Source organism: Pseudobutyrivibrio xylanivorans (assembly GCF_010906925.1).
Lineage (GTDB): Bacteria > Bacillota > Clostridia > Lachnospirales > Lachnospiraceae > Pseudobutyrivibrio.
In genome coordinates this window covers 135,506-159,541 of sequence record NZ_VTVE01000004.1, presented here as the reverse complement: position 1 = coordinate 159,541, position 24,036 = coordinate 135,506, and the positions used below count along the sequence as shown (strand labels likewise).

At 39.2% G+C, this 24,036-nt stretch carries 26 protein-coding genes; 9 read left to right on the top strand and 17 right to left on the bottom strand.

Going from position 1 to position 24,036, the window contains the following annotated elements:
* Positions 1-18 precede the first annotated feature (18 nt).
* A complete protein-coding gene (locus tag F0Q01_RS12060) occupies positions 19-225 on the bottom strand; it encodes a hypothetical protein (RefSeq protein WP_090489328.1) in 207 nt (68 codons plus the stop codon).
* Positions 226-377: 152 nt separating this feature from the next.
* On the opposite strand from F0Q01_RS12060, the gene F0Q01_RS12055 reads away from it, so the two are divergent.
* Both F0Q01_RS12055 and F0Q01_RS12050 read left to right on the top strand, forming a co-directional pair.
* Entirely contained in the window at positions 378-623 is a 246-nt protein-coding gene (locus F0Q01_RS12055) for a helix-turn-helix domain-containing protein (protein WP_090152578.1), read from the top strand.
* A 12-nt stretch (positions 624-635) separates the two neighbouring features.
* Positions 636-920, top strand: a complete 285-nt coding sequence (locus F0Q01_RS12050) for a hypothetical protein (RefSeq protein WP_090489330.1) — start codon at positions 636-638, stop codon at positions 918-920.
* 46 nt (positions 921-966) lie between these two features.
* On the opposite strand, the gene F0Q01_RS12045 is transcribed toward F0Q01_RS12050, so the two are convergent.
* A complete protein-coding gene (locus tag F0Q01_RS12045; RefSeq protein WP_090152584.1) occupies positions 967-1,161 on the bottom strand; it encodes a hypothetical protein in 195 nt (64 codons plus the stop codon).
* Between the two features lie 294 nt (positions 1,162-1,455).
* Between F0Q01_RS12045 and F0Q01_RS12040 the strand changes: the two genes are divergently transcribed.
* Complete coding sequence (locus F0Q01_RS12040) at positions 1,456-3,426, top strand: OPT family oligopeptide transporter (RefSeq protein ID WP_242941882.1); 1,971 nt, start codon at positions 1,456-1,458, stop codon at positions 3,424-3,426.
* The gene (locus F0Q01_RS12035) at positions 3,416-3,751 is read left to right on the top strand and encodes a PqqD family protein (protein ID WP_090489332.1); all 336 of its coding nucleotides are present in this window, start codon (positions 3,416-3,418) and stop codon (positions 3,749-3,751) included. Before F0Q01_RS12040 ends, F0Q01_RS12035 begins: the two co-directional genes overlap by 11 nt.
* Before the next feature lie 65 nt (positions 3,752-3,816).
* Here F0Q01_RS12035 and F0Q01_RS12030 read toward each other — a convergent pair whose 3' ends face one another.
* The 3 genes from F0Q01_RS12030 to F0Q01_RS12020 form a co-directional block, all read right to left on the bottom strand.
* A complete protein-coding gene (locus F0Q01_RS12030; RefSeq protein WP_090489334.1) occupies positions 3,817-4,986 on the bottom strand; it encodes a MalY/PatB family protein in 1,170 nt (389 codons plus the stop codon).
* Between the two features lie 14 nt (positions 4,987-5,000).
* Positions 5,001-5,885: a DUF3737 family protein gene (locus tag F0Q01_RS12025; protein WP_177209298.1), complete on the bottom strand. Its 885-nt coding sequence runs from the start codon at positions 5,883-5,885 to the stop codon at positions 5,001-5,003.
* A gap of 98 nt (positions 5,886-5,983) precedes the next feature.
* On the bottom strand, positions 5,984-7,609 hold the full coding sequence (locus tag F0Q01_RS12020) for an Mbeg1-like protein (RefSeq protein WP_090489338.1): 1,626 nt from the start codon (positions 7,607-7,609) through the stop codon (positions 5,984-5,986).
* A 154-nt stretch (positions 7,610-7,763) separates the two neighbouring features.
* Between F0Q01_RS12020 and F0Q01_RS12015 the strand changes: the two genes are divergently transcribed.
* The gene (locus tag F0Q01_RS12015; RefSeq protein ID WP_163927254.1) at positions 7,764-8,456 is read left to right on the top strand and encodes a phosphatase PAP2 family protein; all 693 of its coding nucleotides are present in this window, start codon (positions 7,764-7,766) and stop codon (positions 8,454-8,456) included.
* Here the strand turns inward: F0Q01_RS12015 and sdaAA are convergent.
* The 3 genes from sdaAA to F0Q01_RS12000 are packed head-to-tail and all read right to left on the bottom strand — an operon-like array spanning position 8,422 to position 11,855.
* The gene (gene sdaAA / locus F0Q01_RS12010; protein ID WP_090489342.1) at positions 8,422-9,291 is read right to left on the bottom strand and encodes an L-serine ammonia-lyase, iron-sulfur-dependent, subunit alpha; all 870 of its coding nucleotides are present in this window, start codon (positions 9,289-9,291) and stop codon (positions 8,422-8,424) included. The two genes, F0Q01_RS12015 and sdaAA, sit on opposite strands and share 35 nt — an antisense overlap.
* A gap of 17 nt (positions 9,292-9,308) precedes the next feature.
* Positions 9,309-9,977 carry an L-serine ammonia-lyase, iron-sulfur-dependent subunit beta gene (gene sdaAB / locus F0Q01_RS12005; RefSeq protein WP_090489344.1) on the bottom strand — a complete coding sequence of 223 codons (669 nt, stop codon included), beginning with the start codon at positions 9,975-9,977 and terminating at the stop codon, positions 9,309-9,311.
* Positions 9,978-9,992: 15 nt separating this feature from the next.
* Positions 9,993-11,855 (bottom strand): RsiV family protein, encoded by a 1,863-nt coding sequence (locus F0Q01_RS12000; RefSeq protein ID WP_090489346.1) that lies wholly within the window; start codon positions 11,853-11,855, stop codon positions 9,993-9,995.
* A gap of 216 nt (positions 11,856-12,071) precedes the next feature.
* Here F0Q01_RS12000 and F0Q01_RS11995 point away from each other — a divergent pair, with 216 nt between their 5' ends.
* A complete protein-coding gene (locus F0Q01_RS11995; RefSeq protein ID WP_090489348.1) occupies positions 12,072-13,925 on the top strand; it encodes a diguanylate cyclase domain-containing protein in 1,854 nt (617 codons plus the stop codon).
* Positions 13,926-13,953: 28 nt separating this feature from the next.
* On the opposite strand, the gene F0Q01_RS11990 is transcribed toward F0Q01_RS11995, so the two are convergent.
* The 9 genes from F0Q01_RS11990 to F0Q01_RS11950 all read right to left on the bottom strand — a co-directional run bounded on the left by F0Q01_RS11990 (position 13,954) and on the right by F0Q01_RS11950 (position 21,486).
* Positions 13,954-14,259, bottom strand: coding sequence for a YolD-like family protein (locus F0Q01_RS11990; RefSeq protein WP_090152615.1), 306 nt, complete (start codon positions 14,257-14,259; stop codon positions 13,954-13,956).
* On the bottom strand, positions 14,252-15,523 hold the full coding sequence (locus F0Q01_RS11985) for a DNA repair protein (protein ID WP_090489350.1): 1,272 nt from the start codon (positions 15,521-15,523) through the stop codon (positions 14,252-14,254). Before F0Q01_RS11985 ends, F0Q01_RS11990 begins: the two co-directional genes overlap by 8 nt.
* 840 nt (positions 15,524-16,363) lie before the next feature.
* Positions 16,364-16,915: a hypothetical protein gene (locus F0Q01_RS11980; protein ID WP_090489353.1), complete on the bottom strand. Its 552-nt coding sequence runs from the start codon at positions 16,913-16,915 to the stop codon at positions 16,364-16,366.
* An 8-nt stretch (positions 16,916-16,923) separates the two neighbouring features.
* Positions 16,924-17,757, bottom strand: a complete 834-nt coding sequence (locus tag F0Q01_RS11975; RefSeq protein ID WP_090489355.1) for a metal ABC transporter permease — start codon at positions 17,755-17,757, stop codon at positions 16,924-16,926.
* A complete protein-coding gene (locus F0Q01_RS11970) occupies positions 17,751-18,431 on the bottom strand; it encodes a metal ABC transporter ATP-binding protein (RefSeq protein WP_090489357.1) in 681 nt (226 codons plus the stop codon). The genes F0Q01_RS11975 and F0Q01_RS11970 overlap by 7 nt, the downstream gene beginning before the upstream one ends.
* A gap of 12 nt (positions 18,432-18,443) precedes the next feature.
* Entirely contained in the window at positions 18,444-19,472 is a 1,029-nt protein-coding gene (locus tag F0Q01_RS11965; RefSeq protein WP_090489360.1) for a metal ABC transporter substrate-binding protein, read from the bottom strand.
* Between the two features lie 93 nt (positions 19,473-19,565).
* The gene (locus F0Q01_RS11960) at positions 19,566-19,874 is read right to left on the bottom strand and encodes a hypothetical protein (protein WP_090152632.1); all 309 of its coding nucleotides are present in this window, start codon (positions 19,872-19,874) and stop codon (positions 19,566-19,568) included.
* A gap of 61 nt (positions 19,875-19,935) precedes the next feature.
* A complete protein-coding gene (locus tag F0Q01_RS11955) occupies positions 19,936-20,778 on the bottom strand; it encodes a hypothetical protein (RefSeq protein ID WP_163927251.1) in 843 nt (280 codons plus the stop codon).
* Between the two features lie 147 nt (positions 20,779-20,925).
* Positions 20,926-21,486 carry a biotin transporter BioY gene (locus tag F0Q01_RS11950; protein WP_090489364.1) on the bottom strand — a complete coding sequence of 187 codons (561 nt, stop codon included), beginning with the start codon at positions 21,484-21,486 and terminating at the stop codon, positions 20,926-20,928.
* Between the two features lie 223 nt (positions 21,487-21,709).
* On the opposite strand from F0Q01_RS11950, the gene F0Q01_RS11945 reads away from it, so the two are divergent.
* The 3 genes from F0Q01_RS11945 (at position 21,710) to F0Q01_RS11935 (ending at position 23,995) form a co-directional block, all read left to right on the top strand.
* Positions 21,710-22,315 carry an HAD family hydrolase gene (locus F0Q01_RS11945; RefSeq protein WP_090489367.1) on the top strand — a complete coding sequence of 202 codons (606 nt, stop codon included), beginning with the start codon at positions 21,710-21,712 and terminating at the stop codon, positions 22,313-22,315.
* A gap of 84 nt (positions 22,316-22,399) precedes the next feature.
* A complete protein-coding gene (locus F0Q01_RS11940) occupies positions 22,400-23,173 on the top strand; it encodes a histidinol-phosphatase (protein ID WP_090489369.1) in 774 nt (257 codons plus the stop codon).
* A gap of 39 nt (positions 23,174-23,212) precedes the next feature.
* Complete coding sequence (locus F0Q01_RS11935; protein ID WP_090489371.1) at positions 23,213-23,995, top strand: histidine phosphatase family protein; 783 nt, start codon at positions 23,213-23,215, stop codon at positions 23,993-23,995.
* Positions 23,996-24,036 lie beyond the last annotated feature (41 nt).

Genomic DNA, 24,036 nt, shown 5'->3' with positions numbered 1-24,036 from the left:
ATGATTCAAGTCAAAATTTTAGTCGAAAGTAATCTCAGCCTCTCCGCCGTGTGAATACTGAATGTAATCGTAAAGTCTAGAACTTGTAAGTAAGTCAATAGCCTCAAGATCAAAATCATAATCTGCAAAATCAACTTCTTCTATAAACTTATCTAACTCCTCGTTGCTGAGGGAATTAACATAATCTTTGATTTCTACAATTGTTTTTCCTGTTAAATCGTACATATTAAAACCTCTTTCTATTTAAAAAATTAAAAAATATCTCAGTAAAGATTATAGTACATTCCACCTATTAAAAAAAGGATGTTTTTGTTGTGAATACTATTGTCTTGTGTTATCATATATGATAACTTAATAATATAAAACTGAGGTATGCCATGAAGAATCGATATTCAGATGGAGTTGTCACGCCCCAGGCTTTAGCGGCTCGTAATTCCATCGCTAAGGAGCTTCGTGACACCCGCCACCAGCTTAATATGACTCAGTCAGCACTGGCTGACATAGCCGGCACCAAAAAGTCCAACATATCCCGTATGGAGAGCGGCAAATACAATCCATCCCTGGATTTTCTGGTGAAGGTTGCCAATTCAATGGGGAAAAAAATAGACATTCATTTAAACTAAAGGACAGGACATATGAATAAAAAGCCAAAACTTTCAAAGAATATCGGAAATGATGTGGTCCTTTGTAGAACCACTAATAGAATCGTATCTAACAGAACCTCTGAGCTGCTTTTAGAGCAGTCAGTTGCTTTCACTAAGTCATGGCGCAGGGTTCCTTTCTTTAGACGCAGAATTTACAATGGAGCCAACAAGGTATGCATTATCTCCATCAACAGAACTCAGTACTCTAGAGCCCGTCGCATTTTAGACCTTCTTGAGGAGCGAGACTACAACAGACTTAAGCTCAACGTAATTTAATACTAGCATAAGTAAAAAAGAGTGATGTTTCCATCACTCTTTTTCTTTAGGCTATGCTTAATGATTTCTTTTGCAATACAGTAATATTTGATGAACCCAATTTATCTGAAGCTGGCATGCTTACGATCTTGAGAGTGTTTCGCGCAACAAACACTGTCTTGATACCACTCAGAAGCAAGTCCTCAGCTTTTCTGTACAAATCTTCTGGTCCTGTGCAAGTAATGATCTCACCTACTGTCATTCTCGTGCCTCCCCTATTCAATTAATAAGCCCTACTTTTGTTACATGTCCGTCTAAGACGACTTTTTACCCTACATTTATTATGTCGTCACGAACATGTTTTATATTACCCTCTAGGCCCTGAAAAGTCCACTTTTTAATTGTGAACTTTTCGTGATTTTTTCGCGGGTTTGAGTCATATTTCTCAAATGTGAATTTAAGTTTTGCTTTAGCGCTTTAATACATCAAATTGCAAACACTTTAAAGTGTCGGTATAATTTAAACCGATATTTAAAAATAAAGGAGAGTATATGACATGAATGAGGAATTCAAACCTTATATTCCTGCCAGTGAAATAACACCAGAGATGACACCTACATCTATAATCATGGGTATCCTCTTAGCCGTTATCTTCGGTGCAGCGAATGCTTATTTGGGACTTCGTGTAGGTATGACAGTATCTGCATCTATCCCAGCAGCCGTTATTTCAATGGCAGTTATCCGTGTTATCATGAGAAAGGATTCAATCCTTGAGAGTAACATGGTACAGACAGTCGGTTCAGCCGGCGAGTCACTTGCAGCTGGTGCAATCTTTACAATGCCAGCACTTTTCATTTGGGCAAAGGAAGGTGTAATGGACACTCCTTCACTTGTTACTATTACAGTAATCGCCCTCTTCGGTGGTTTACTTGGAGTATTCTTCATGGTACCACTTCGTAGCGCACTTATTGTACAGGAGCACGGTGTTCTTCCTTATCCAGAAGGAACAGCTTGTGCAGAGGTTCTTCTTGCCGGTGAGGAAGGTGGTTCTTCTGCTAAGGCAGTATTCCTTGGTATGGGAATCGGTGCTATTGTTAAATTCGTAGTTGATGGTCTCGTTGCTATCCAGAGCGTATTCACAGTTAAGCTTGAGGCACTTAAAACAGAATTCTCAGCAGAGGTTTATCCTGCTCTTGTTTCTGTAGGTTATATCTGCGGACCTAAGATTTCTGCTTACATGTTTGCCGGTGGTGTTCTTGGATGGTTCGTACTTATCCCAGCAATCGTTACATTCGGTGGTGACATCGTTATGTATCCTGCAAGCGTTTCAGTAGCTGAGCTTTATGCTACAAGCGGTGCTGCAGCAATCTGGTCTAACTACATCAAGTACATCGGTGCTGGTGCCGTTGCTTCAGCTGGTATCATCAGCTTGATCAAGACACTTCCACTTATTGTTAGAACTTTCGTAGCTTCTATCAAGAGCATCAAGACAGCTGGTCAGACTTCTAGCGAGCGTACAGCTCTTGATTTAGATATCCGCGTAGTACTTGGCGGAATCCTTTTACTTATCCTTGCAATCTGGCTTGTACCTGCAGTACCTGTTACATTAGTTGGTGCAATCATCATCGTAATCTTCGGTTTCTTCTTCAGTGCCGTAAGCTCACGTATGGTTGGTCTTGTAGGTAGCTCAAACAACCCAGTTTCAGGTATGACAATCGCTACTATCCTTATTGCAACAATCATCCTTAAGGTTCTTGGCGACACAGGCGTACACGGTATGCAGGGTGCTATCGCAATCGGTTCTGTTATCTGTATCGCAGCATGTATGGCTGGTGATACTTCACAGGATTTAAAAACAGGTTACATCCTTGGTGCTACACCTAAGAAGCAGCAGATCGGTGAGATCTTCGGTACTATCGCAGCAGCTCTTGCTATCGGTGGTGTTATGATTCTTCTTGATTCAGCATATGGCTTTGGTTCAGATGCTCTTGCAGCTCCACAGGCTACAATGATGAAGATGATCATCGAAGGTGTTATGAACGGCAAGCTTCCATGGGCACTTATTTTCATCGGTGCATTTATTTCAATCGTTGTTGAAATCCTTGGTATTGCAGCACTTCCTGTTTCAATCGGTCTCTACCTTCCACTTGAGCTTTCTTCAACAATCATGATTGGTGGTCTCATCAGAAAGTTTGCTGACAAGAAGTTCGGTGCTCAGAACGATGAGTCAGGAAAGGGTATCCTCTTCTGCTCAGGTCTTATCGCTGGTGAGGGTATCGTAGGTGTATTACTTGCTATCCTTACAGTAACAGGCATTACTAATGTGATTAATATTTCTAGATTTACACTTGAGCCATATACAAACTTATCTCATAATATTGCAACAGCTATCGCTTCACCATTCGGCGGAAGTGGAGTATATAATTTTGTAAATGGTCTTTTAGTAAACCTTCCAGCTATCATTGTGTTAGTAGGCATAACAGCTGCTATTTATAAGTCAGCAACAAAGAAAACAAATGAAAAATAATAACTATCTTGATTATGTTTATATGATAAAAGAAGACTTGTCCTGGACTTTAAATGAATCCGGACAGGTAGTTGTAGAAATGGAAAATAAGGGCTTTACCAATCGTATAGCTCAGAAGTTTTTCAAAAAGCCGGCTGTTAGCCATATCACTTTAGAAGGACTTGGAAGTTTTATCTTCTCTTCTATCGATGGCAAGCGCAGCATCTATGACATAGGCCTTCTAGTCCACGATAAATTCGGTGATGAAGCAGAGCCTCTTTACGAGCGCCTCAGCACCTATATGAAGCGACTAGACCAACTTAATTTCATACACAAAGTTGAATAGTTAAATAGGTAAGACCCTAGCAAGCGCTAGGGTCTTATTTTTAATAGTTGTTCACACAATATTAATTAATGAGCGTTAATCATGTTTATTCCTGCTTTCAAGCGTTCTAGTCCATCCATAAGAGTAGCTTTTGGACAGGCAACATTCATTCTAAGGAAGTATCTGCCGGCCTCACCATATTCAATACCCTCGGTGATATATAATCCTGTTTCCTTTCTGATGAAATGAGCCACCTCATCGCTTGATTTGCCAAGTGATTTAATATCAATCCAAACTAGGTATGTAGCATCCCCCTTAACAACAGAAATACCAGGGATCTCCTTTGCCACATAATCCTCGACTATCTTTCTATTTTCAAATACATACTGACGCATCTCATCAAGCCAATCTGCCCCCTTAGTAAAGGCAGCAATTGTAGCAGCCTGAGCAAATACATTTGGCTCTGCAACCTCATCAGTATTAAGTGCTCTCCAAACCTTGTGTCTAAGGAAAGGATTAGCAGAAAAAACAGCTGATGTCTGCAGTCCAGCAATATTAAATGCCTTAGTAGGTGCAATGCAGGTAATGCTGTTCATCGCGCAATCCTCAGATACTGATGCAAATGGAATATACTCAGTACCAGGGGCTGTAATATCGCAGTGAATCTCGTCTGAAACAACAACTACCCCGTATTTCTTGGCAAGCTCACCCACCTTTGCCAAAGTCTCTCTATCCCAGATTTTAGATGCTGGGTTCTGTGGGTTACACAAAAACATAAGAGTAGCCTGTGGATTAGCCATCTTTTCCTCTAGGTCCTCAAAGTTCATTGAATACTCTCCATTCTCATATTTCAATGGATTCTCAAGAGGCTTACAGCCGTTATTTACAATGCTGTTAAAGAAAATATTGTAAACCGGCGTCTGTAGGATAACCTTTTCATTTGGTGTAGTAAGCTTTCTAACAATCGAAGAAAGAGATGGAATTACACCTGTGGAGAAAACCAGCCAATCCTTTTGGATTGTAAAATTATGGCGATTCTTCCACCAATTTTGATAAGCACTATACCACTCTGGAACTAAATCAGAATAGCCAAAAACACCGTGCTCTATTTTTGCACTAAGAGCCTCTCTAATCTCAGGAGCAGCCTGAAAATCCATATCAGCCACCCACATAGGAAGCTCGTTTTCAGCCACATCCCACTTTAAAGAACCGCTGCCTCGTCTATCAATCTGCTTATCAAAATCGTATTTTCCCATATATGCCTCCAATTCTAGTTAGTTCGTCTCCATTCAACCACATCCTGCTTCTCGCCGATTGCATCACATGTAATCTTAGTATTAGATGGGTCTACCTGATCCTTTTCAACAATAAGTGTCTTAATCTCTGCTGCCTTAATCTCTCCGCTTTCTGGATTAAATACACTGTCGATTTTATTTGTTATCTCTGCATCAATATTCTTAGCATATTCAAATGCTAAAGTTGTATTAATCATCTTGCAGTTTTTCATTGTAATAGTATCAATATAGCAAAGTCCCTGGAGACTCTCGATTGTACAATTTACAAATGTAAGATTCTTTGAATTCCAGCCTAAGTACTCACCACAGATATAAGAATCGTAAACAGTTACATTCTCTGCATTCCAGAATGAATCCTTAGAAAGTAAAACTGAATTTCTGATAGTGATATTTTTAGCACCATCAAAAGAATAATTACCGTCAAGTCTGAGGCCATCAACCTGAATATTCTCAGAGTTCATTGCAAAATAATGACCCTTGGCATTAACATTTTTAAGGGTAATATTTTTGCAATTCCAAAATGTTTCCTCAGCATTTGTAAGAGAAACATTGTCAAGTGTTACTCCGTCACATCTACGGAAATTCTTTGGTGCTGTAATAAGAGAGTCCTTAACTGTAATATTGTTGGTGTACCAAACGCCAGAACGCCCCATCTCAAGCCAATTACAGTTTTGAATCAGAACATTGTTAGAATACCAAACTGGGTATTTATATTTGAACTGTGAATTATATATCTCTACATTTTTGCTCTCCTTTAGTGGTGACTCACCCTCGTCAAAAATGCAGTCATATATCTTGGCGCCATCTACTGCAAAAAGCGCTCTTTCACCCTTAAAAAACTCTTCTCTATACTCTTTCATTTTTTTAATATAACCTCCAAAAAAGCTGTCTGGCCATGCCAGATTCCTGTGGACTGTTCCCTAAATAATTCCACATGAAGTCAGAGATATTGTAACACCTATTTTCGGTTTTGTAAAATTAAATTTCGTAAAACTATTATCAAGTTTACAATTCCGTCAACCAGAAAAACTACTGCAAGGAAAGTCATATACCAAGTAAGTGTATCCTTTGGCGCCACAAAAATAAAGGCACTTAAAATAATCAAAACAACTATTTCTACAATTAATTTTATCTTTTCCAGTCGCTGGTCCTTTTTCTCAGTGTTGGCGCACAAATTCTTATAAGCTATGGCGTTTCTATATGCCCAGAACAAAAATGCCACACCAATAGCCACACTTCCTATAAAGAAAAGTGCATCCTCTTTTACAAGAAGCATTGCGTATACGCCTATCATTACAATGCACACATAGACTCGCCCCGATTCTTCTTGCAGGTTCCAGCCTGCCTTGTGCAAGTGTCTGATAGTAACACCTATTTCAAAAAGAATTACAGCAAGTAATACTAGGCTAATGCCCACCTGAAGAGTATATTCAGGAACCAAAAAAAGAATAGCGCTAAGCAATATCATGCATATTGATGATAACCACTCTTTTTTCTTAACCTTTTTTCGAATAATATTGACCTTTTCTGAATCTGGCGCCCTATCTAAAGCTGCTGTAACAGGCAGCTTCATAAGAGTTCTAACAGTCTTTTTATCAAGGGATAAAAGCTCAATAAGAATCTTCTCAATGGCAAAAGGTCCCTTTTCCATAATCTCAGTAGTGGTAGTATATCCACTATTCTCGATGGCGTTAAATAAGTTGTTAACAAAACCCACTCGTCTTTCGTTGTTAACACTTTCAATCCACTGATCTAAAATCTGATTTATAAAAATACTTCCTGGAGAATGGCTATCACTATAATCTGGCTTGCCGTGATCTACTCCCCAGCTGACACAATCATGCTGAGCTACACCCTCGAAACTACTTTTTACTATCTTTCCAGGAATCTGTGTCTCCTCAAACAGCTTTCCAAAGACAGAATACTCCGGCATAATTCTCAATGCTTTATCCTTGATACGAGCTACACATGTATTGTCGCAAACCTCAGGACAAAGGCCTGGTCCATCATTGATATAAACGAACTTAAGTTGCTTTTGAAGTTCCTCATCCTCCAGATGAACTGATGAGTAAAGGGCTAAATTGCCGCCCTTGCTGTGACCACCTACATACACATCGTGAACTCCATCAAAACTGTTTTTCAAATACTCTAAAGATTCCTTCTGAGCCTCAGTCTCCGTAAAGCTTATCATGAAATCTTCTTTCCAACCTAACAAAGTCTCATCAGTGCCGCGAAAAGCCACGAATCTCACATCATCTGTCAAATCAAGTGTCATTGCTGCAAACTGAGCAGAAATACTCTCATCATATATATCCTTGTAATTGCTGATATACATTTCTCCAAATCGCTTTGAATCAGCAGCATCAATTACTATCTGCTCGTTGCCATAAAAACATCCATGAATGCCAGTTGTGGCTTGAAGCTTTTTCACCACATCCTTAAATTTATAAGGATGGTCGAACTCAATCCCTTCTATGATTAAGTATGAAATTCTTGAAAGAATAATATTATCTACTTCAGTAAGTGGCTTTTCTTCAAATGAAAACTCACCATACCATTTTATATAATCATATAAACTATCCATAACTTTCCCTTCTTATCTACAACTGTATAAGAAAATAGTACCTATCTTAATTATTAAATACAATAAACTTTTTCTTAAATTTCTGTGATAGCATTGATATCAGCCACATAATTCAATATTATGGTAAATAGGTTTTTTAATGGAGAATGAGTCTATGAAAGCAGATACAAATAAAGCTACAACACTTAGAATGATCATCATGGTGCTATTGGCACTTGGTTTCAATTGCATCACATATTACGGCACACGCCTTATAACAAATGGATTCCATCACTATAATATGTCAACTAGACTTGACTGTATTATTCCTCTTATTCCATGGACAATAATCATTTATCTAGGTTGCTACATCTATTGGATAACAAACTACGCTCTTGGTACTATTCAGGCAGAAGACGAAGCTGCCGCTTTTTTATGTGCAGACCTTTGTGCAAAAGTAGTATGTTTCATTCTGTTTGTTGCATTTCCTACTACAATTGTGCGCCCTGAGATAGCTGACACAGGCCTTATGAATAAAGCAATGCTATTTCTCTATTCTATAGATACGCCTGACAATCTTTTCCCATCAATCCACTGTCTTACAAGCTGGTTCTGTGTGATTGCTGTCAGAAAGCAAAAGGCTGTGCCTAACTGGTACAAGGTACTTTCTGTTATTATCGCACTTGCCATTTGCGTCTCTACTTTGACTACAAAACAGCATGTGATAGTAGATACATTTACAGGCATTGCTCTTGCAGAGCTTGCTTATTTATTCGTGAAAAAAAGCGGCATACTAGGTCCTTATAAAAGACTAGTAGCCGCTATAGAATCATTTATTGTTTCGATTTGCAAAGGGCGCAAGCAGTAGGTGTTGTGGCGCAACCACCTTTTGCCGTCTCTCTGAATTCAACAGGTAGACGCTTGCCCACGTTATACATACATTCAAGCATTTCATCAAGAGGAATCATCTGGGTGATGCCTGCAAGGGCCATCTCAGCAGCAATGAGAGCATTGGCTGCACCAGATGCATTTCTATTCTGACATGGATATTCCACAAGTCCAAGCACCGGATCACATATCAATCCAAGCATATTCATAAGGACCGTAGATGCTGCATAGGTACACTGAAGTGGTGTACCTCCCATAAGCTCTGTTGCCGCGCTGGCAGCCATTGCTGCAGCCACGCCAATCTCAGCCTGACATCCACCTACAGCTCCTGCTATTGTTGCGTTTTGCATCGCAAGATAGCCAATAGCACTAGCATTGAAAAGTCCATCTATAATCCTGTCATCTGGGATATCGTACTCCTCCTGAAGGGCCAGCATAACTCCTGGCAATACACCGGCAGAGCCGGCAGTTGGTGAAGCCACAATAAGGCCCATTGATGTATTTACCTCTAAAACAGCCATTGAATAGGCGATTGCCTTGTTTACCACATCACCAAGTATGCTCTTTTGATCCAAACGATGGTCTGTCAGTTTTTTGGCCTCTCCACCAATAAGCCCGCCCATTGATTTCATGGCTTTGGTAGTAGGCTCCTTGGAAGAGTCCTTCATAATCTGCCAGGCATGTTCCATTCTGGCTATTATCTCTTCCTCAGTAGTCTCAAACACATGGCACTCACGCTGTTTCATTACCTGAGATATTGTTAAATTTTTGCTATCACAAAGTGCTAGCATTTCTACTGCTTTTTTAAAATCCATACAAAGCCTCTTTATAACTAAATTTGTACAATCATTACGTCTTCAACGTACTGATTTTCTAGGATTGCATCTTTTAAATCCTCAGGCAGTGTGCCATCTGTCTCCACAATAGTGTAGGCTCTCTCGTGCTTGCCCTCCCTGAAAAGTCGCATAAATGCAATGTTAATATCTCTGTCGCTAACTGCGCTGGCAATGTGCTTGATTACTCCAGGCATATCCTTTTGAACTACAATGGCAGCGCTGTACTCACCGGTAAAATCAACGGGAACTCCGTCAATTCTCACTATACGACATTTGCCGCCTCCCACTGATTCTCCTCTTATATCAAGAGCTCTGCCCTCTTCTGTCTCAATAAAAATATCAACTGTATTAGGATGAATGTCCGTCTCTGTTTCATTTATCTCAAATGTAAACTCAACGCCTCTCTCTTCTGCAATGGCAAAGGAATCTCTAATCCTAGTATCATCGGTTTTGAATCCTAGAATACCACCTAACAGTGCTTTGTCAGTACCATGTCCCTTATAAGTCTCTGCAAAAGAACCGTAGAGAATAAACTTCACCTTTTTTATATTGCCGCCAGCCATCTTCCATGCCAAATAAGCAATAGAACTAGCACCAGCTGTATGGGAACTAGATGGTCCAATCATATTAGGGCCTAATACATCAAATGCACTAATTAAAGCCATATTCATCTCCAATAATTATCTTGTTAATGTATTTGTGCCTAAGATTTCCTCGTATGTAAATTCAAAATACTGGAATCCATCGGCATAGCTTGCCAAATCATAAGGATAGAAGTAGCAAATTACCTTGTCCTCTTGGAAAATTATATTAGGGCTATCCAAGTGTGTATATTCATATGCTGTGTCATATATCTCCTCCGCACTCTCTGCAAAGTAATAAGGAGAATTACCACCAGCAGACTGACGCTCGTAATCTTCTTTTACCTTTGTGGCTACGAGATTTTTAAATTCCTCTTCTGTTCCTGAATAAAAATCTGCAAATGTAAGCTCTTCGCCAGTAGTCAAATCAAAAATGTACTCACACATACCTGGCATACCATGGGCGCCACCACCATACCAATAAGAGTCCATATCAATAATCAAATACTGATCATTCATAATTCTAACATCAGAAACACTCTCATCATCTGTCTCGCAATAAGACTCGTCCTGATGATACTCGCACTCATCGCTATTTACCTCAGGAGTATAAGCCATAGCGCTATCTAGCTTTTCCTTAAGAGCCGCATTTATCTGCTCAGCATAAGGAGAATATTTTGAATCTAATACAAAAGCCTCACCATATGTCTTATATAAAATCGCATCACAATATACACATTTAACCTGATTGCAATCGCTAATTACAGAACCATATTTATATGCGCTGTAAGTTTTAATTGGGCAATCTATATCCTTTAGAGAATTCTTGTTGTCAACTTTATAAATCCTAAGCTCCGATCCTTCCATTTTTGCAAGCAAAATAGTATTTCCCACTAACTGTGTATATGTGGAAAGCTCTCCAACACCTGGAACAGATTTTACAGTACTAATTAATTCAGATGAATCAGATTCTAAATTATATCCATAAAGCTTAAAATCAGAATTCTTTGATGCATAATGATCTGGTCCTTGCTGATAATAGAGGATGCCATCCTTTAATCCTATTATTGAGTACTCTACAGGAATATCTATTTTTTTCGTTTCCCCTGTGGATAGGTTATACACCTCATAGCCAGTTGTAGAATAGGATTCCTCATCAAAAACCCCGTACACAAAGTAATCTTTGTCATAGCACTCTGCCGAGAAATTATTCTTTTTAAAGCCCTCTACCTTTTCAACTTTTCCGTCCTGTGTACACTTGCCGATTCCAGTTCTTTTTCCATCACTATATATGCTCACAAGGGCAAATCCATAATCATCAACCAATCTGTTTACAATCACAGGTCTGCCATCCTTATTAGACAATAAATCATAATCCTTAAGCTCAAGAGCCTCATCCTCTACCTCTTTGAAGGTCAGACTGTCTGCATCCTTTTCATAGGCCCTCTCTGTGTAAACATTATTGTCATAATCAAAGTCATGAATATAGATCAATCCATTGTAGCTACATTTTGATACAAGGCTTACCTCATCCATGTTAATATCAATACTTGTAACTTCACCAGTTTTTGAATCCAATGCAAGTACTTCATAAACATCATTAGCATAATCATCGTAATCAATCAGTAAAATGTCACCGTTAACACACGAAATTGATGCATTTTCTGGATCATAGCCTGCTTTAGACAAATAACTTTTATATTTGTTTACAAAAATATTCTCTACTTTCTGTCCATCGTCATCAACCACATAGATTTTGTCTGGGTCAACGTAGCTATATACAATGTATTCCTGTCCCTTCACTTCACTACTTTCCTCAGTAGTCTCATCGTTTTCCTCGTCTTCTTTTTTCTCAGAAACCTGTGTGGTTTCATCTTTTTCTTGTTTCTCCGTGTTCTTGCATGCCACTAGTCCGCATATACAACTTGTGGCAAGAATCAAACTTAAAAATCTTTTTTTCATAATTACTCTCCTTTGTACTTCCCCTCTATAAATATAGTATGCATTTAACAAACTTTAAGCAACCTTATCCTTTCCTGTTTTACATCAAAAACAAAGAAACCTGTACTCCAGTTACTATTTACAGTCCTCCACCCGCAATAGAAACAGAAAATTCATAATCATATAGTAAAATACTCCAAGACAGCTAATTCAAGGGCATAAGTATTGGGAGGAAAGATGATTAACGGGAAAACGATTATAGCCTTATGCGAATATCGTGTTTACGATTCACAGGAATTCAAATTTGTCACTGAGCTTAATGAACTTTTAAAGGCTCACGATTGTCGCATGTTCATTTATGCTATAAACAATGAGATTGGCAATAGTGGCGATAATCTTGCAGAGACAAAAGTATTTGACTTGATTCCCTATGATAAAGTTGATGTTATTGTGATTAGAGATGAAAAAATCAAGAGTCGTAGCACCGTTCAAAATATCATAAACAAAGCCAACGAAGCCGAGGTACCAACCATTATCGTAGATGGAGAATACGAAAATGTTTCCTTGGTTCGATATGATTATAAAACGGGTTTTGAAAAAGTTGTCCGCCATATAATCGAGGACCATCATGTCACTCGCCCTCATTTTATGGCCGGAAAGCGTTTTAGCGAGTTCTCAAATGATAGAATTGAAGTCTTTAAAAAGGTCATTGCAGAAAACGGAATACAGTACGATGACTCTATGCTAAGCTATGGTGACTTTTGGTCAGTGCCTTCTCGTGAGGCTGCCTATGAGCTTCTGAAGCGTGACACCTTGCCTGAGGCAGTTATCTGTGCCAACGACATAATGGCCATCAATGTCTGCGATGTATTCCAAAGTGCAGGAGTTAAAATTCCAGAACAGGTTATTGTAAGTGGCTTCGACGGAATCGACGAGGCCTTTTGGTCTATGCCTGGAATTACCACCGCAATAACTGATAGTGCAGACCTTGCAAGCACTATTATGGATACCATTTTATCTCTGATCGATGGCAATAGAAATTTGGATAAATGGATTGAGCCAAAATTTATTCCCAATGAATCCTGTGGTTGTCCTCGATGCACCCAGGATTTGCTTTCTGCCATAAGCGGACTTAACAACAGATTTTATCACCACCAGGATGACATCCACATCATGCAGGTCATCACCGCAAAAGTTATGGCCAGCCAGACCCTAAACGAATGCATTCACTATCTGAGAAACCCTATGACTGAGTGCGTCTGTTGTGTAATTGAAAAGTCATGCCTTGATCTTGAAAACAATTTCTTCCTGGAAGATGTAGAACCTGGGGAAAAGGTAATATTCTACGATGCCTACGATTCTAAGGAGGGAATCAAACCATACAATCCAGAGGATATCATTCCAAATCTTGATCAAATTTTAGAGCTTGGCTATCCTCTAATCTACAACAGCCTTGATTATATGGGTAAATCCCCTGGATTTGTCTGCTATACATATCCTCGATACCAGATGATAGAATACGCCAAAACACCTAGCATAACCAACAGCCTAAGCATGGGTATCGGTGGCTACGTCAGCATGCGCTATCAGCACTATCTGAGAAACAAGCTTCAGGAAATCTACCAGCATGATGCCCTCACCGGCCTCTACAACAGACTGGCTTTCCTAGAGCAATTTGAAAAATTAAAACGTGCTCCAGAGCACGACGGCCGAAAAGCAACTGTCATCATGTCTGATTTAAATGGCCTGAAACAAATCAATGATAATCTAGGACACAGTGCAGGAGACGCCGCAATTTCTGCTGTGGCTGAATCTCTAAAAGAAGCCTGTCCTAAGGGTGCTCTCTGTGCCAGATTTGGCGGCGATGAAATGCTTGCCTTCATACTGGGCGACTGCGATGTCAATCTTATAAAAACTATGATTTATGAAATCCTAAAAGATAAAAGCAATCTCTTAGGATTTACCGTCTCAGCCAGCATAGGATTTTACGAAACCACTATGCACGAGTCATTGGATTTGGACAAAGTCATCTCTATTGCCGACAGCAAAATGTACGAAGAAAAGAGAATCTACAAGAAAAACAAAAAATAAGGGCACAGACCGTGTCCTTATTTTTTGCTTAAAACTGTATATCCCTAATATCTTCAAATCCAATATCCGTAGTAACTACAGTCAAATATCCCGCCTGTGGATTTATCTTTGTAACCATGCCAGTCTTTTTAACGTAGGCATCATCCTCGTAATATACCACGGTAACTCTATCTCCTACCCGCAGCTTACTAATCTGAAAATCCAAGTATTCTAGGGCGTCCTCGGAAAGCTCTACCTTGGGCACAATTATCTTTTCTTTGGCAGCCAGGGCCTCTTCAAATCCCTTTAGTGCCGCAAATGGCATAAACTGGCTTGCTCTATCTGCTCTAGGCATTCTCATCCCTCCCGTTTGCAAGGTGACCACCGATTTGCATATTGCGCTCCATCTGAGTAGCCTCCTCCAGCAAATCAATCCCCTTTAATATGGCATTCTTGCCAAATTTATTTTTAAGCATATTTGCCGACCTAGTAATCTGCCTATCCTTTTCCATAACAACAGGGTCAACAAAAAAGCTATACTGCTCGTAACACTCATCCACGATTCCATTGGCCGATATATTAAATCTCCTAATCAACCCATCTGGCTGGGCAAATTTCTTATACAGCTGCACAAAAGCATCCTGCATAATACGGATTGAATTGGTCCTGACCTGAATGGTCGTGCCCCCTCCCGTAGACATATAAGAATCATAGGAATATCCAATATAAAGTGAAAATGAATTGCTAACCACCTGATTGGCCACCATATCGGAAGACAACTCTCCCACCATCTCCTTTAAAACCGTAATGGCCTCATCATAGGTATAATCCCTCATCAACACCTGCCCACAAGAAAGTGAATGTGACTTATTAGTGTAGTGCTTAATATCGTAAATAGTACAGGATTCCCTACCCCAAGCATGGTCAATCAAAAACTCTGAATTGACACCAAAATGCTTGAGTAGCAGCTTCTCTGGTGCCTTAGCAATATCCTCCTGTGTAAAAAGTCCAAGTGTAGCCAAATGCCTCATAGTCCCTGGACCTATCCTCCAAAAATCAGTCAATGGCTTATGCTTCCAAAGCCGCCTCTTAAAGCTCTCCTCATCAAGCTCAGCTATAAAATCCGGCGAATGCTTAGCCAAAATATCAAGTGCCACCTTGGCCAAATACATATTAGTGCCTATACCACAAGTAGCTCTAATCTTGAGCTTTTCTTTTATCTCATCCATGATTTTAATGGCCAAATCATGGGCACTCATCCCGTACAAATCCAGATACGCCGTAACATCTAAAAACGCCTCATCTATGGAATATACATGTATATCCTCCTTTGAAATATAGGACAGATATATCTCATAAATCTCCACCGACACATCAATATAGCGCTGCATCCTAGGCACTGCCGCAATATACTCTATAGACTTTGGAATCTCAAATATCCGGCACCTATTTTTCACTCCAAGAGCCTTCATCGCCGGCGTAATCGCAAGACAAATAGTGCCCCGACTCCTGGCCACATCCGCCACCACCAGATTGTCCTTCATGGGATCCAGCCCTCTGTCCGCGCACTCCACCGAAGCATAAAAACTCTTTAAATCTATAACCATATACTGCTTCATAAACCAAAAAACTACTCCACTCTCGCCAAAATCGAATAACTGTTCCGAAACTACGTTCGAAACACCTACCTAAATAATACACCCACTTTCCAATTTAATCAATCACAAACCGTCACCGCCTACCATAATCTACATGGCCCCTCCACCGGCCCCGCCCCAAGGCTCTTTGGATATCAACGCATGAATATTTTGTTTTTCTACTGCGCAAATTGTCGCCATACATTTCATGTGTCTTTCTCAAGCCTTTACAGTTTTCAAAAAGGTAGCTTATGTGTGGACACTCGGTACACTATGGTGGCAGTTTAAAAATGGTTCTGAGGGTGTTATGGGCGATTTTGGAATGAGCTTAGAAAAATAAAAAAGAGTTTTGTAATATATTGGCACGAGCCGCCAAGGACGGCGGCGAGAGTGCGTAAGCAACACGACGTTGCATGGAGCACGGCGCCAATATATACAAAACTCTTTTTTTAATTTTTCTTAGTGAATGTATCATGAGCCCATAACACCCTCTTTAGAATCATTTTGCAAAACTGCCATTTATGCAAAATAGGTGTCCACACAGCAAAGCTACATTTTTGAAAACAGTTCATAAGAAATGATTAAGCATCAGGCTTAATCATTTCTGTACTAGCAGCACATTTTTAAATGTGCTGTCCTCCGAAGGAGGATTAAAATGCAGCTTTCATTGGCTGCATTTTAACCCCTTAGAAAGACACATGGCTGTCGCCAATTTTTGCGCGTGAAAAACTAAAAATATTCGCGTAATCGATATCCTAAGAGCCTTGGGGGCGGGGGCCGGTGGAGGGGCCATGAAAAAAATATGCGGTGACGATTTAGTTGCTAGATTAAAGTGGAATCTAGCATTGTTAGGTAGGTGTTTCCATTTTCCTGGTAGGTGGTGAAGGTGCCCTTGATGGTGATTTCGTCACCTACTTTTGGGTAGTCGTCTTCGGTATATGTATTTTCGTCTAGGACGAACTCTAGGCCTTGGGAGCAGCACTGGGTGGCGTCCTGTACGATGCAGGCGTAGTATTTTTTGCCTGTGTCAGGGTCCTGGTACATGTTGCAGGTGCCTTCCATTTTTACAGTTTTGCCTTCGTAGTCTGCTGGGGTTGTAACCATGTTGAAGACTTCAGAGTAAATGAGTGTAGACGAAAGTACTGTTAAGTCCACGTCTACGCTTGGGTCACCGGCTACAGTTTGTACTTCTTCCATTTCCTCTTCCTGTAGTTGGATATCATCTACTGCAGTGATGTCATCTGATATGTCTGCTGAATCATATGTATTAGTTTGTGAGTCCTCTTTTGAGACATTCTCCTCTGATGAGTTTCCGCAGGCCACTAGGCTATATGCCAAAAGCGCGCTTAGAATTATTACATTAATTTTTCTCATAAGTACTCCTATCCCTTGATTTTACCGACTATGTAACAGATTATGAACATTATGGCATCAACAGCAACAATGGTTGAGCCTACTGGTGTGCCCTGTAAAATGGAAACCAAGAATCCAATCAGTGCACATGTGACAGAAATGATAGCTGAAAAAATTGTTACTGCTTTAAAGCTTTTTAGTATGCTCATTGCTGAAAGGGCCGGAAAAATTATTAAGGCCGATATGAGCAGCGAGCCAACTAGGTTCATTGCAAGTACGATAATTACAGCTGTTATTGTTGCTATGAGTAGATTGTAAACACTTACCTTTGTACCCACTGCACGGGCAAAGTCCTCATCAAATGTAACTGCAAATATCCTGTTGTATAAAAAGATAAATGCGACCACTACTAGGATAGATAGGATTCCACTTACCCATACCTCTGAGCTTGTAAGTGTCAGAAGTGAGGTGGAGCCAAATAGTGTGGAGCATACATCTCCTGATACATTTCCCGATGCAGGAAATAAATTCATAAGTAAATATCCAAAGGCTAATGCACCTACAGATAACATGGCTATAACGGCATCCCCCTTTACCTTGGAGTTGTTTCCATTCTTCAATATTAGTATTGCGGTAAGTATGGTAATCGGAAGAATGATAATCATTCTGTTGGTAAAATTAAGGACTGTGGCTATGGCTAGGGCGCCAAAGGCCACATGTGATAGTCCATCACCAATATATGAAAATCTTTTAAGTACAAGTATTACGCCAAGCAGTGAGGAGCATAAAGCAATTAACGTACCTACAATCAAGGCGTATCTAACATATGGAAAAGTCATATACAAAGTTAATTTTTCTAGCATGCTCCCACCTCCTTGCTTGACTGAATTTCATCTGATGTTTTTATGACATCTAATTTATTTACATCAAAAATCGCTGTGGCATATTTTTTAACATTCTCCAAATCATGACTAATCATGATGACAGTAAGGCCCTGGGAATTCAGCTGACCAATTAATTCATACATTTCCTTTGTTACGTTAGGGTCTAGACCTGCCACAGGCTCGTCTAAAAGCAGCACTTTGGTGGTAGCGCAAAGAGCTCTAGCTAATAGAACTCTCTGCTGCTGTCCACCTGATAGTTGCCTGTAGCACTTGTTTTTCAAATGAGATATTCCCATTCTTTCGATATTCTCAAGAGCCATTTTCTTTTGGGCCTTGCTGTAAAAAAATCCCTTTAGACTATTCTGGCAGCCTGAGAGAACTATCTCATATACTGTAGCAGGAAAATCTCGCTGCACATCAGACTGCTGCGGTAAATATCCAATCTGATTTTTCATAAGTCCCTGCCCCACTTCAATAGAGCCTTCCACTGGAGGCAAAAGACCAAGAATGGTCTTCATAAGGGTTGTTTTACCAGAACCATTTTCTCCTACAATACAAAAATAATCTCCTGATTCAATTTTAAAATTAATATCTTTCAGAACCGGCTGTTTTTCATAACCAACCGCCAGATTCTTAGCTGTTAGAATAGCCATAATATCTCCTTTTTACTTCAAAGCTTCTGTAAGAACCTTTAAGTTTTCTTCCATTACACCAAGATATGTAACACCATTTGCAACATCTTCACTTGTTGTAGTTTGCATAGAATCCATTGCCAAAATCTGAGCATCCTTATTTTTTGTATTAGAAATAATAGTCTCAGCTATTTTTTGATCTGAATTCTCAATAGTAAGCACTGTCTTTAAGCCAAGCTCATCAACTTTTTCTGAAAGGAAATTGATTGTCTCAAAGCTTGCCTCAGTCTCGGCTGAACAGCCTACAAATGCTGCATAGTAATTCAATCCATAGTCGTCTACAAGATATCTAAATGGGAATCTGTCACCAAATAGAATTGTGTCTGCGTTTCCTTCGCTAACTGCAGTCGCATACTTTTCGTCTAAAGCTGTAAGCTCAGTTACATAATTTGCAGCATTTGTCTTGTATGTATCTACGTTATCTGCATCAATCTCCGCAAGATTGTTTGCAATTTCATCTACAAGAATCTCAGCGTTCTTAAGAGAAAGCCAAACATGCTCGTCATATTCTACTTCTTCCTCTTCACCTTCTTCGCCTTCTTCTTCCTCTTCTTCCTCAGCTTCCATTCCCTCTACGACTTCTTCCTCCTGGACCTTGTCGCCTAAAGTTTCTAAGAGATTGATTACCTTCATATCAGGATTTGTTGACTCCGCAAGTGCATCCTCAACCCACTCATCGGATTCGCCACCAACATAAATAAACAAGTCACATGAAGCAATCTTCATAATATCCTCAGCTGTTGGCTGATAGCTGTGAAGATCAACTCCATTGTCAAGAAGCATAGTAATCTCTACATTCGAATTAGAGCCAACCACCTGACGCACCCAGTCATATTCAGGGAAAATAGTAGTTACAACCGAAATAGTCTTTCCATCCTCTGAAACCTGTGCTGCCTCAGTTGCTTCTCCTGCATCAGCTGGTGTTACCTCACCCTTTGCTCCACAACCTACAAGCATTAAACAACTGCAAAGTACTGCCAATATTAAATTTTTCTTCTTCATCCTTAAATCCTTTCATGCATGCAAAAATTTGTACTAAAACATAGAGTTTTGCTTAGCAAAACTCCTGTACTATAAGCCGGTCATTGCATGAATTTAAGAATCTAGTCTTACCTTTTGGGAAACAAGTGTAGTCTGAACAGACTGATATTTATAATTAGAAACTGTAACAGCAGCCACGAAAAATACCATGGCTGCTACAGCTACCATAATCAAACCTGAGCCAACAGTGTTGATGTTCTTCTCACACTGAAGTATCAATGAACAAATTGGACAGTCAGCCTCTCCGTGGCAATGATGATTAACATTTTCAGAAATCATCATGTTTGAAATAAGCACAACAAAAACAGTAGCAAGAAGTGCTACCAGAGAAATTATTCTATTTCTCGTTGTTTTTCCTGTCATTTTAATTTCAACCTCACAAGGTGCCTGTCATTTCTGATTAAAATTTATAACATAAATCGATTTATAAATCCAATATTTCTAAATCAATTTCCTCTTCATCGTCATCTTCCAGATATTCATCTCTATGTTTTTTATTTCCGCCCTTGCCCTTCTTCTTGTTTTTAAAAAGAATTTCAGGAATGAAATGCAAGAAGAATATGGCAACTATTATAAACAAGTGAACAAAGAAAATATTGGTGATAACACCATTGTGCTTGAGCAAATATCCTGTACTGTAACCGTAGAAACACATGATGCCAAGATAGGCAAGTCCCATAATCATAATAGGTATATTGGCTGCTGCAAGCTTGACACAGTTAAGGAAATCCTTGAAGCTGGCATCAAAATAAACAAAACGACCAATCATCAGCGTCAAGAAATATGCGATGAACATATCATAGTTGTTATCCTCATAGATAAACTTTATATATCCAAAAATCAAAATCATATAAAGCATTCCAATAAGTCTAATGGATGCCATTTCATCCCTGTGAATTCTCTTAAGTCTTATTAACACATGGTCCAAAAATGAATTAAATACAATCGAGATTATCATAAACACAAGCAGTAGATAATCACTGTATTTATCCCAGAATTCAAAAAATGCACCTGAATGATTAAAGAAGTCCAGATAAAAATATACAGCCATGAAACCGATTATGCTTCCGCCTGAAAAAATCAATTCATAGAATCTCTCTGAGAGAAAGAAAAACTCCTCCTTTGCTCTCTGTGGATTTTTGTATTTTCCCTTTGAATAAGTATAAAAAATAGTATAAATAGCTACTAGTAATCCAAATGCAATTAATAAGAAAATAGTAAAATCACTTGGCTCAAAATAGTGTGCCACGTAATCTTGAAAACTCATATTCATAATAACAACCTCCGCTGTCATATTATACTCGTTTATTTATATTTGTCATTCTTTCTATATAAAACTTGAATTTCCTTAACAGTGATTTTTTCTCACAAAAAAGCCTGAACCCATTAATGAGCTCAGGCTAATTCATTTATTTTACTCAACAATTCTTTTAAAGGCTGGAATAATCTGTGCTACAACAACTGCCTTAACCAAATCCAACGGAATGAATGGAATAAATCCTGTTAAGAATGCAGTCTTCAAATCATATCCCAAGCTAGATTTAAGCCAAAACATACCAATTAAATCAATAATAAGAACACCTATGATGCCACAAATTGTATACCAGACTCTGTTGTATTTTTTACCTCTAATCAAAGGAAGAACAACAAGAACAATAGGAAATGCCCAAGTATATGCTCCATAAGGTGCAATCAAATATCCTATTCCACTGCCTCCACCGATGAATACTGGCAAACCAACAATTCCAAGTAAAAACCATACAAGTCCAATCAAAAAAGACTCTGTCACTGGGAAAAGTAGTGCAATGAGGAAAATCATAAAATTCATCATTGTAATCTTAGGTGCCATAGGAAGTGGAGTTGGGATGCTAAGATATGCTGAAATACAAAGTATCGCCGCGAACAATCCACATAATACAAGTCTCTTTGTAGAAATTAAGCTTTTTGAGTTAGTTGAAATATTTGTGTTATCCATAGTAAGTCTCCTAAATTGTTTTTTACAACAAGTAAATATTAATGGAAGCCCCTCTTATTGTCAACCATTATATTGTTAATAGTTGACAATTTGTCTTTTGGATTATGATTATGCATGAGTCTCCTATCATTGACAGGAACTTTTTTATTAATTCTTATGATTGTATAAAATCAAAGTTATATTTATACTAGGCTTATTGAATATAGGTTTTGAAAGGAATGCTATGATTAAAACTATCATTTTTGACATTGGCGGTGTTCTAATCGGCTATAACTGGCTTGATTTTTTGACCCAGCTTTTTAATGGCGATGAGGACTTAGCCAAAAGACTTAAAGAACAAATCTTTAAGAACTGGGCCGAGGTGGATAGAGGTGTTTTGTCTGACAAAGAGCTCATTGATCTCTTTTCAAAAGATGCCCCAGAACTTAGAAAAGAAATTGAATATTTCTGGGAACATGTTGGAGAGGCTTTGTGGCAGTTTGATTTCACCAAGGACTGGCTCAAAGAGTTAAAGGCAAGAGGCTATCAGCTTCTTTATCTTTCAAACTGGTCACAGCATGTGAGAGACTGTGCCGAAAAGCAGCTTGATTTTCTCCCACTCATGGATGGAGGAGTATTCTCCTACAAGGTAAAGCTCATCAAGCCAGACCACGCTATCTACCAGGAGATTATCAAGAAATATAATCTTACCCCAAGTGAATGCGTTTTCTTAGATGACAAATTAGAAAACTGTGAGGCCGCTAGAGAATGTGGACTTCACGCCGTACAGGTGGTTGACCACAATCACGATATCGCCCTTGCAGGTCTTGAGGCATTGCTTGAAAAATAGTTGTAACGGGACGCTTATTCTACTCCCTGAAGTAATATCATTATTGTACACTGACTCTAATAATCGGACTTTAGGAGACATAACATGTTAGCAAATTATCACACACATACCCCTCGCTGCATGCATGCAGTAGGTGACGAACGCAGCTACATTGAAAACGCCATTAATAATGGATTTAAGGTTCTTGGTTTTTCAGACCATACACCACAGCCCTATCCTAGCGACTATACTTCCAATATACGAATGGGCATGGACGAGCTTGATAACTACGTAACCACTCTTCTTTCTTTACGAGAAGAATACAAAGACGATTTACAAATTCTCATCGGATTTGAGGTAGAGTACACCAGAAAGTATTTTGACAAGCTGATTAATGAGCTTAGAAATTATCCTGTAGACTATATTATCCAAGGTCAACATTTTATTCCCGATGAAATAGAAGGATTCTACTCAGGTGCACTTACATACGACGAGAAGAACCTTATCGATTATGTTGATTATACAATCGAGGGCATGGAGACAGGACTTTTTTCTTACCTTGCCCACCCAGATTTAATTAACTTCTATGGTGATGACGATGTATTTAAAAAGCACATGTCACGCATTGTTGAAGCATCAATCAATTTGCATATCCCACTTGAAGTGAATATGCTGGGATTTCAGGACAACAGAAATTATCCTTGTGATCCATTCTTTAGTTTGGCATCTGAAATGGGTGCAGACTTTATCCTTGGTTGTGATGCTCACTCACCAGACAAAGTAATTCAGCCTGAGAGTCTTCCTGAATTCATGGAATTCCTTGCAACACACCATATTAAAATCGGTGACAATATTTGTAAGCTAAGACCTATCAAATAGTTATCACCAAAGAAATATAGAAAGATTAGAGATTTATTTATGAGATTATTATTTATCAGACACGGTGACCCCGACTACGAAAACGACACTCTTACAGAAAAGGGCCACATTGAAGCAAAGCTTCTCTCTCAGTACATCAAGAACTATCACATTGACGAGGCTTTTGTTTCTCCTCTAGGTCGCGCTAGAGACACTGCCAAGTATTCACTTGATGCCCTTGGAATGACAGCTACTACTCTTGATTGGCTTAGAGAATTTCCAGGTCAGGTTGACCCAAATGTATCTGATACTGTTAAAAAGGCTTACGAAACAGCCCTTATTTATGACGAAGAATCTGACAAATACAAGACACGTATAATGTGGGATATATTACCATCATTTTTCAATGACCACCCAGAGCTCTTTGATAAAGAAGCTTGGAGAACTTCTCCTCTTCTTGAGGGCAGCGATGTTTTACCACTTTACGACAATGTTATAAAAGAATTTGATGCATTACTTGCAAGAAATGGCTACGTTAGAGATGGCATCACATATAAAGTAGAGCAGAACAATGAAAAGACTATCGCATTTTTCTGCCACTATGGACTCACATGCGTCTTACTTTCTCGACTTTGGAATGTAGCACCATTTGTTCCAATGCAATTTACAGCCCTCGCACCTACTTCTGTAACTGAAGTAGTCACTGAGGAGAGACAAAAGGGTATTGCAGTATTTAGAACACTTAAAGCAGGCGATGTAAGCCACTTGGCAGTAGGTGGCGAGGAGCCATCATTCTCCGCTAGATTCTGCGAACGATTCGAAAATCACGACCAGCGACACTAATATTTATGGGGTAAATCATATATAATATTACTTAACGGAGG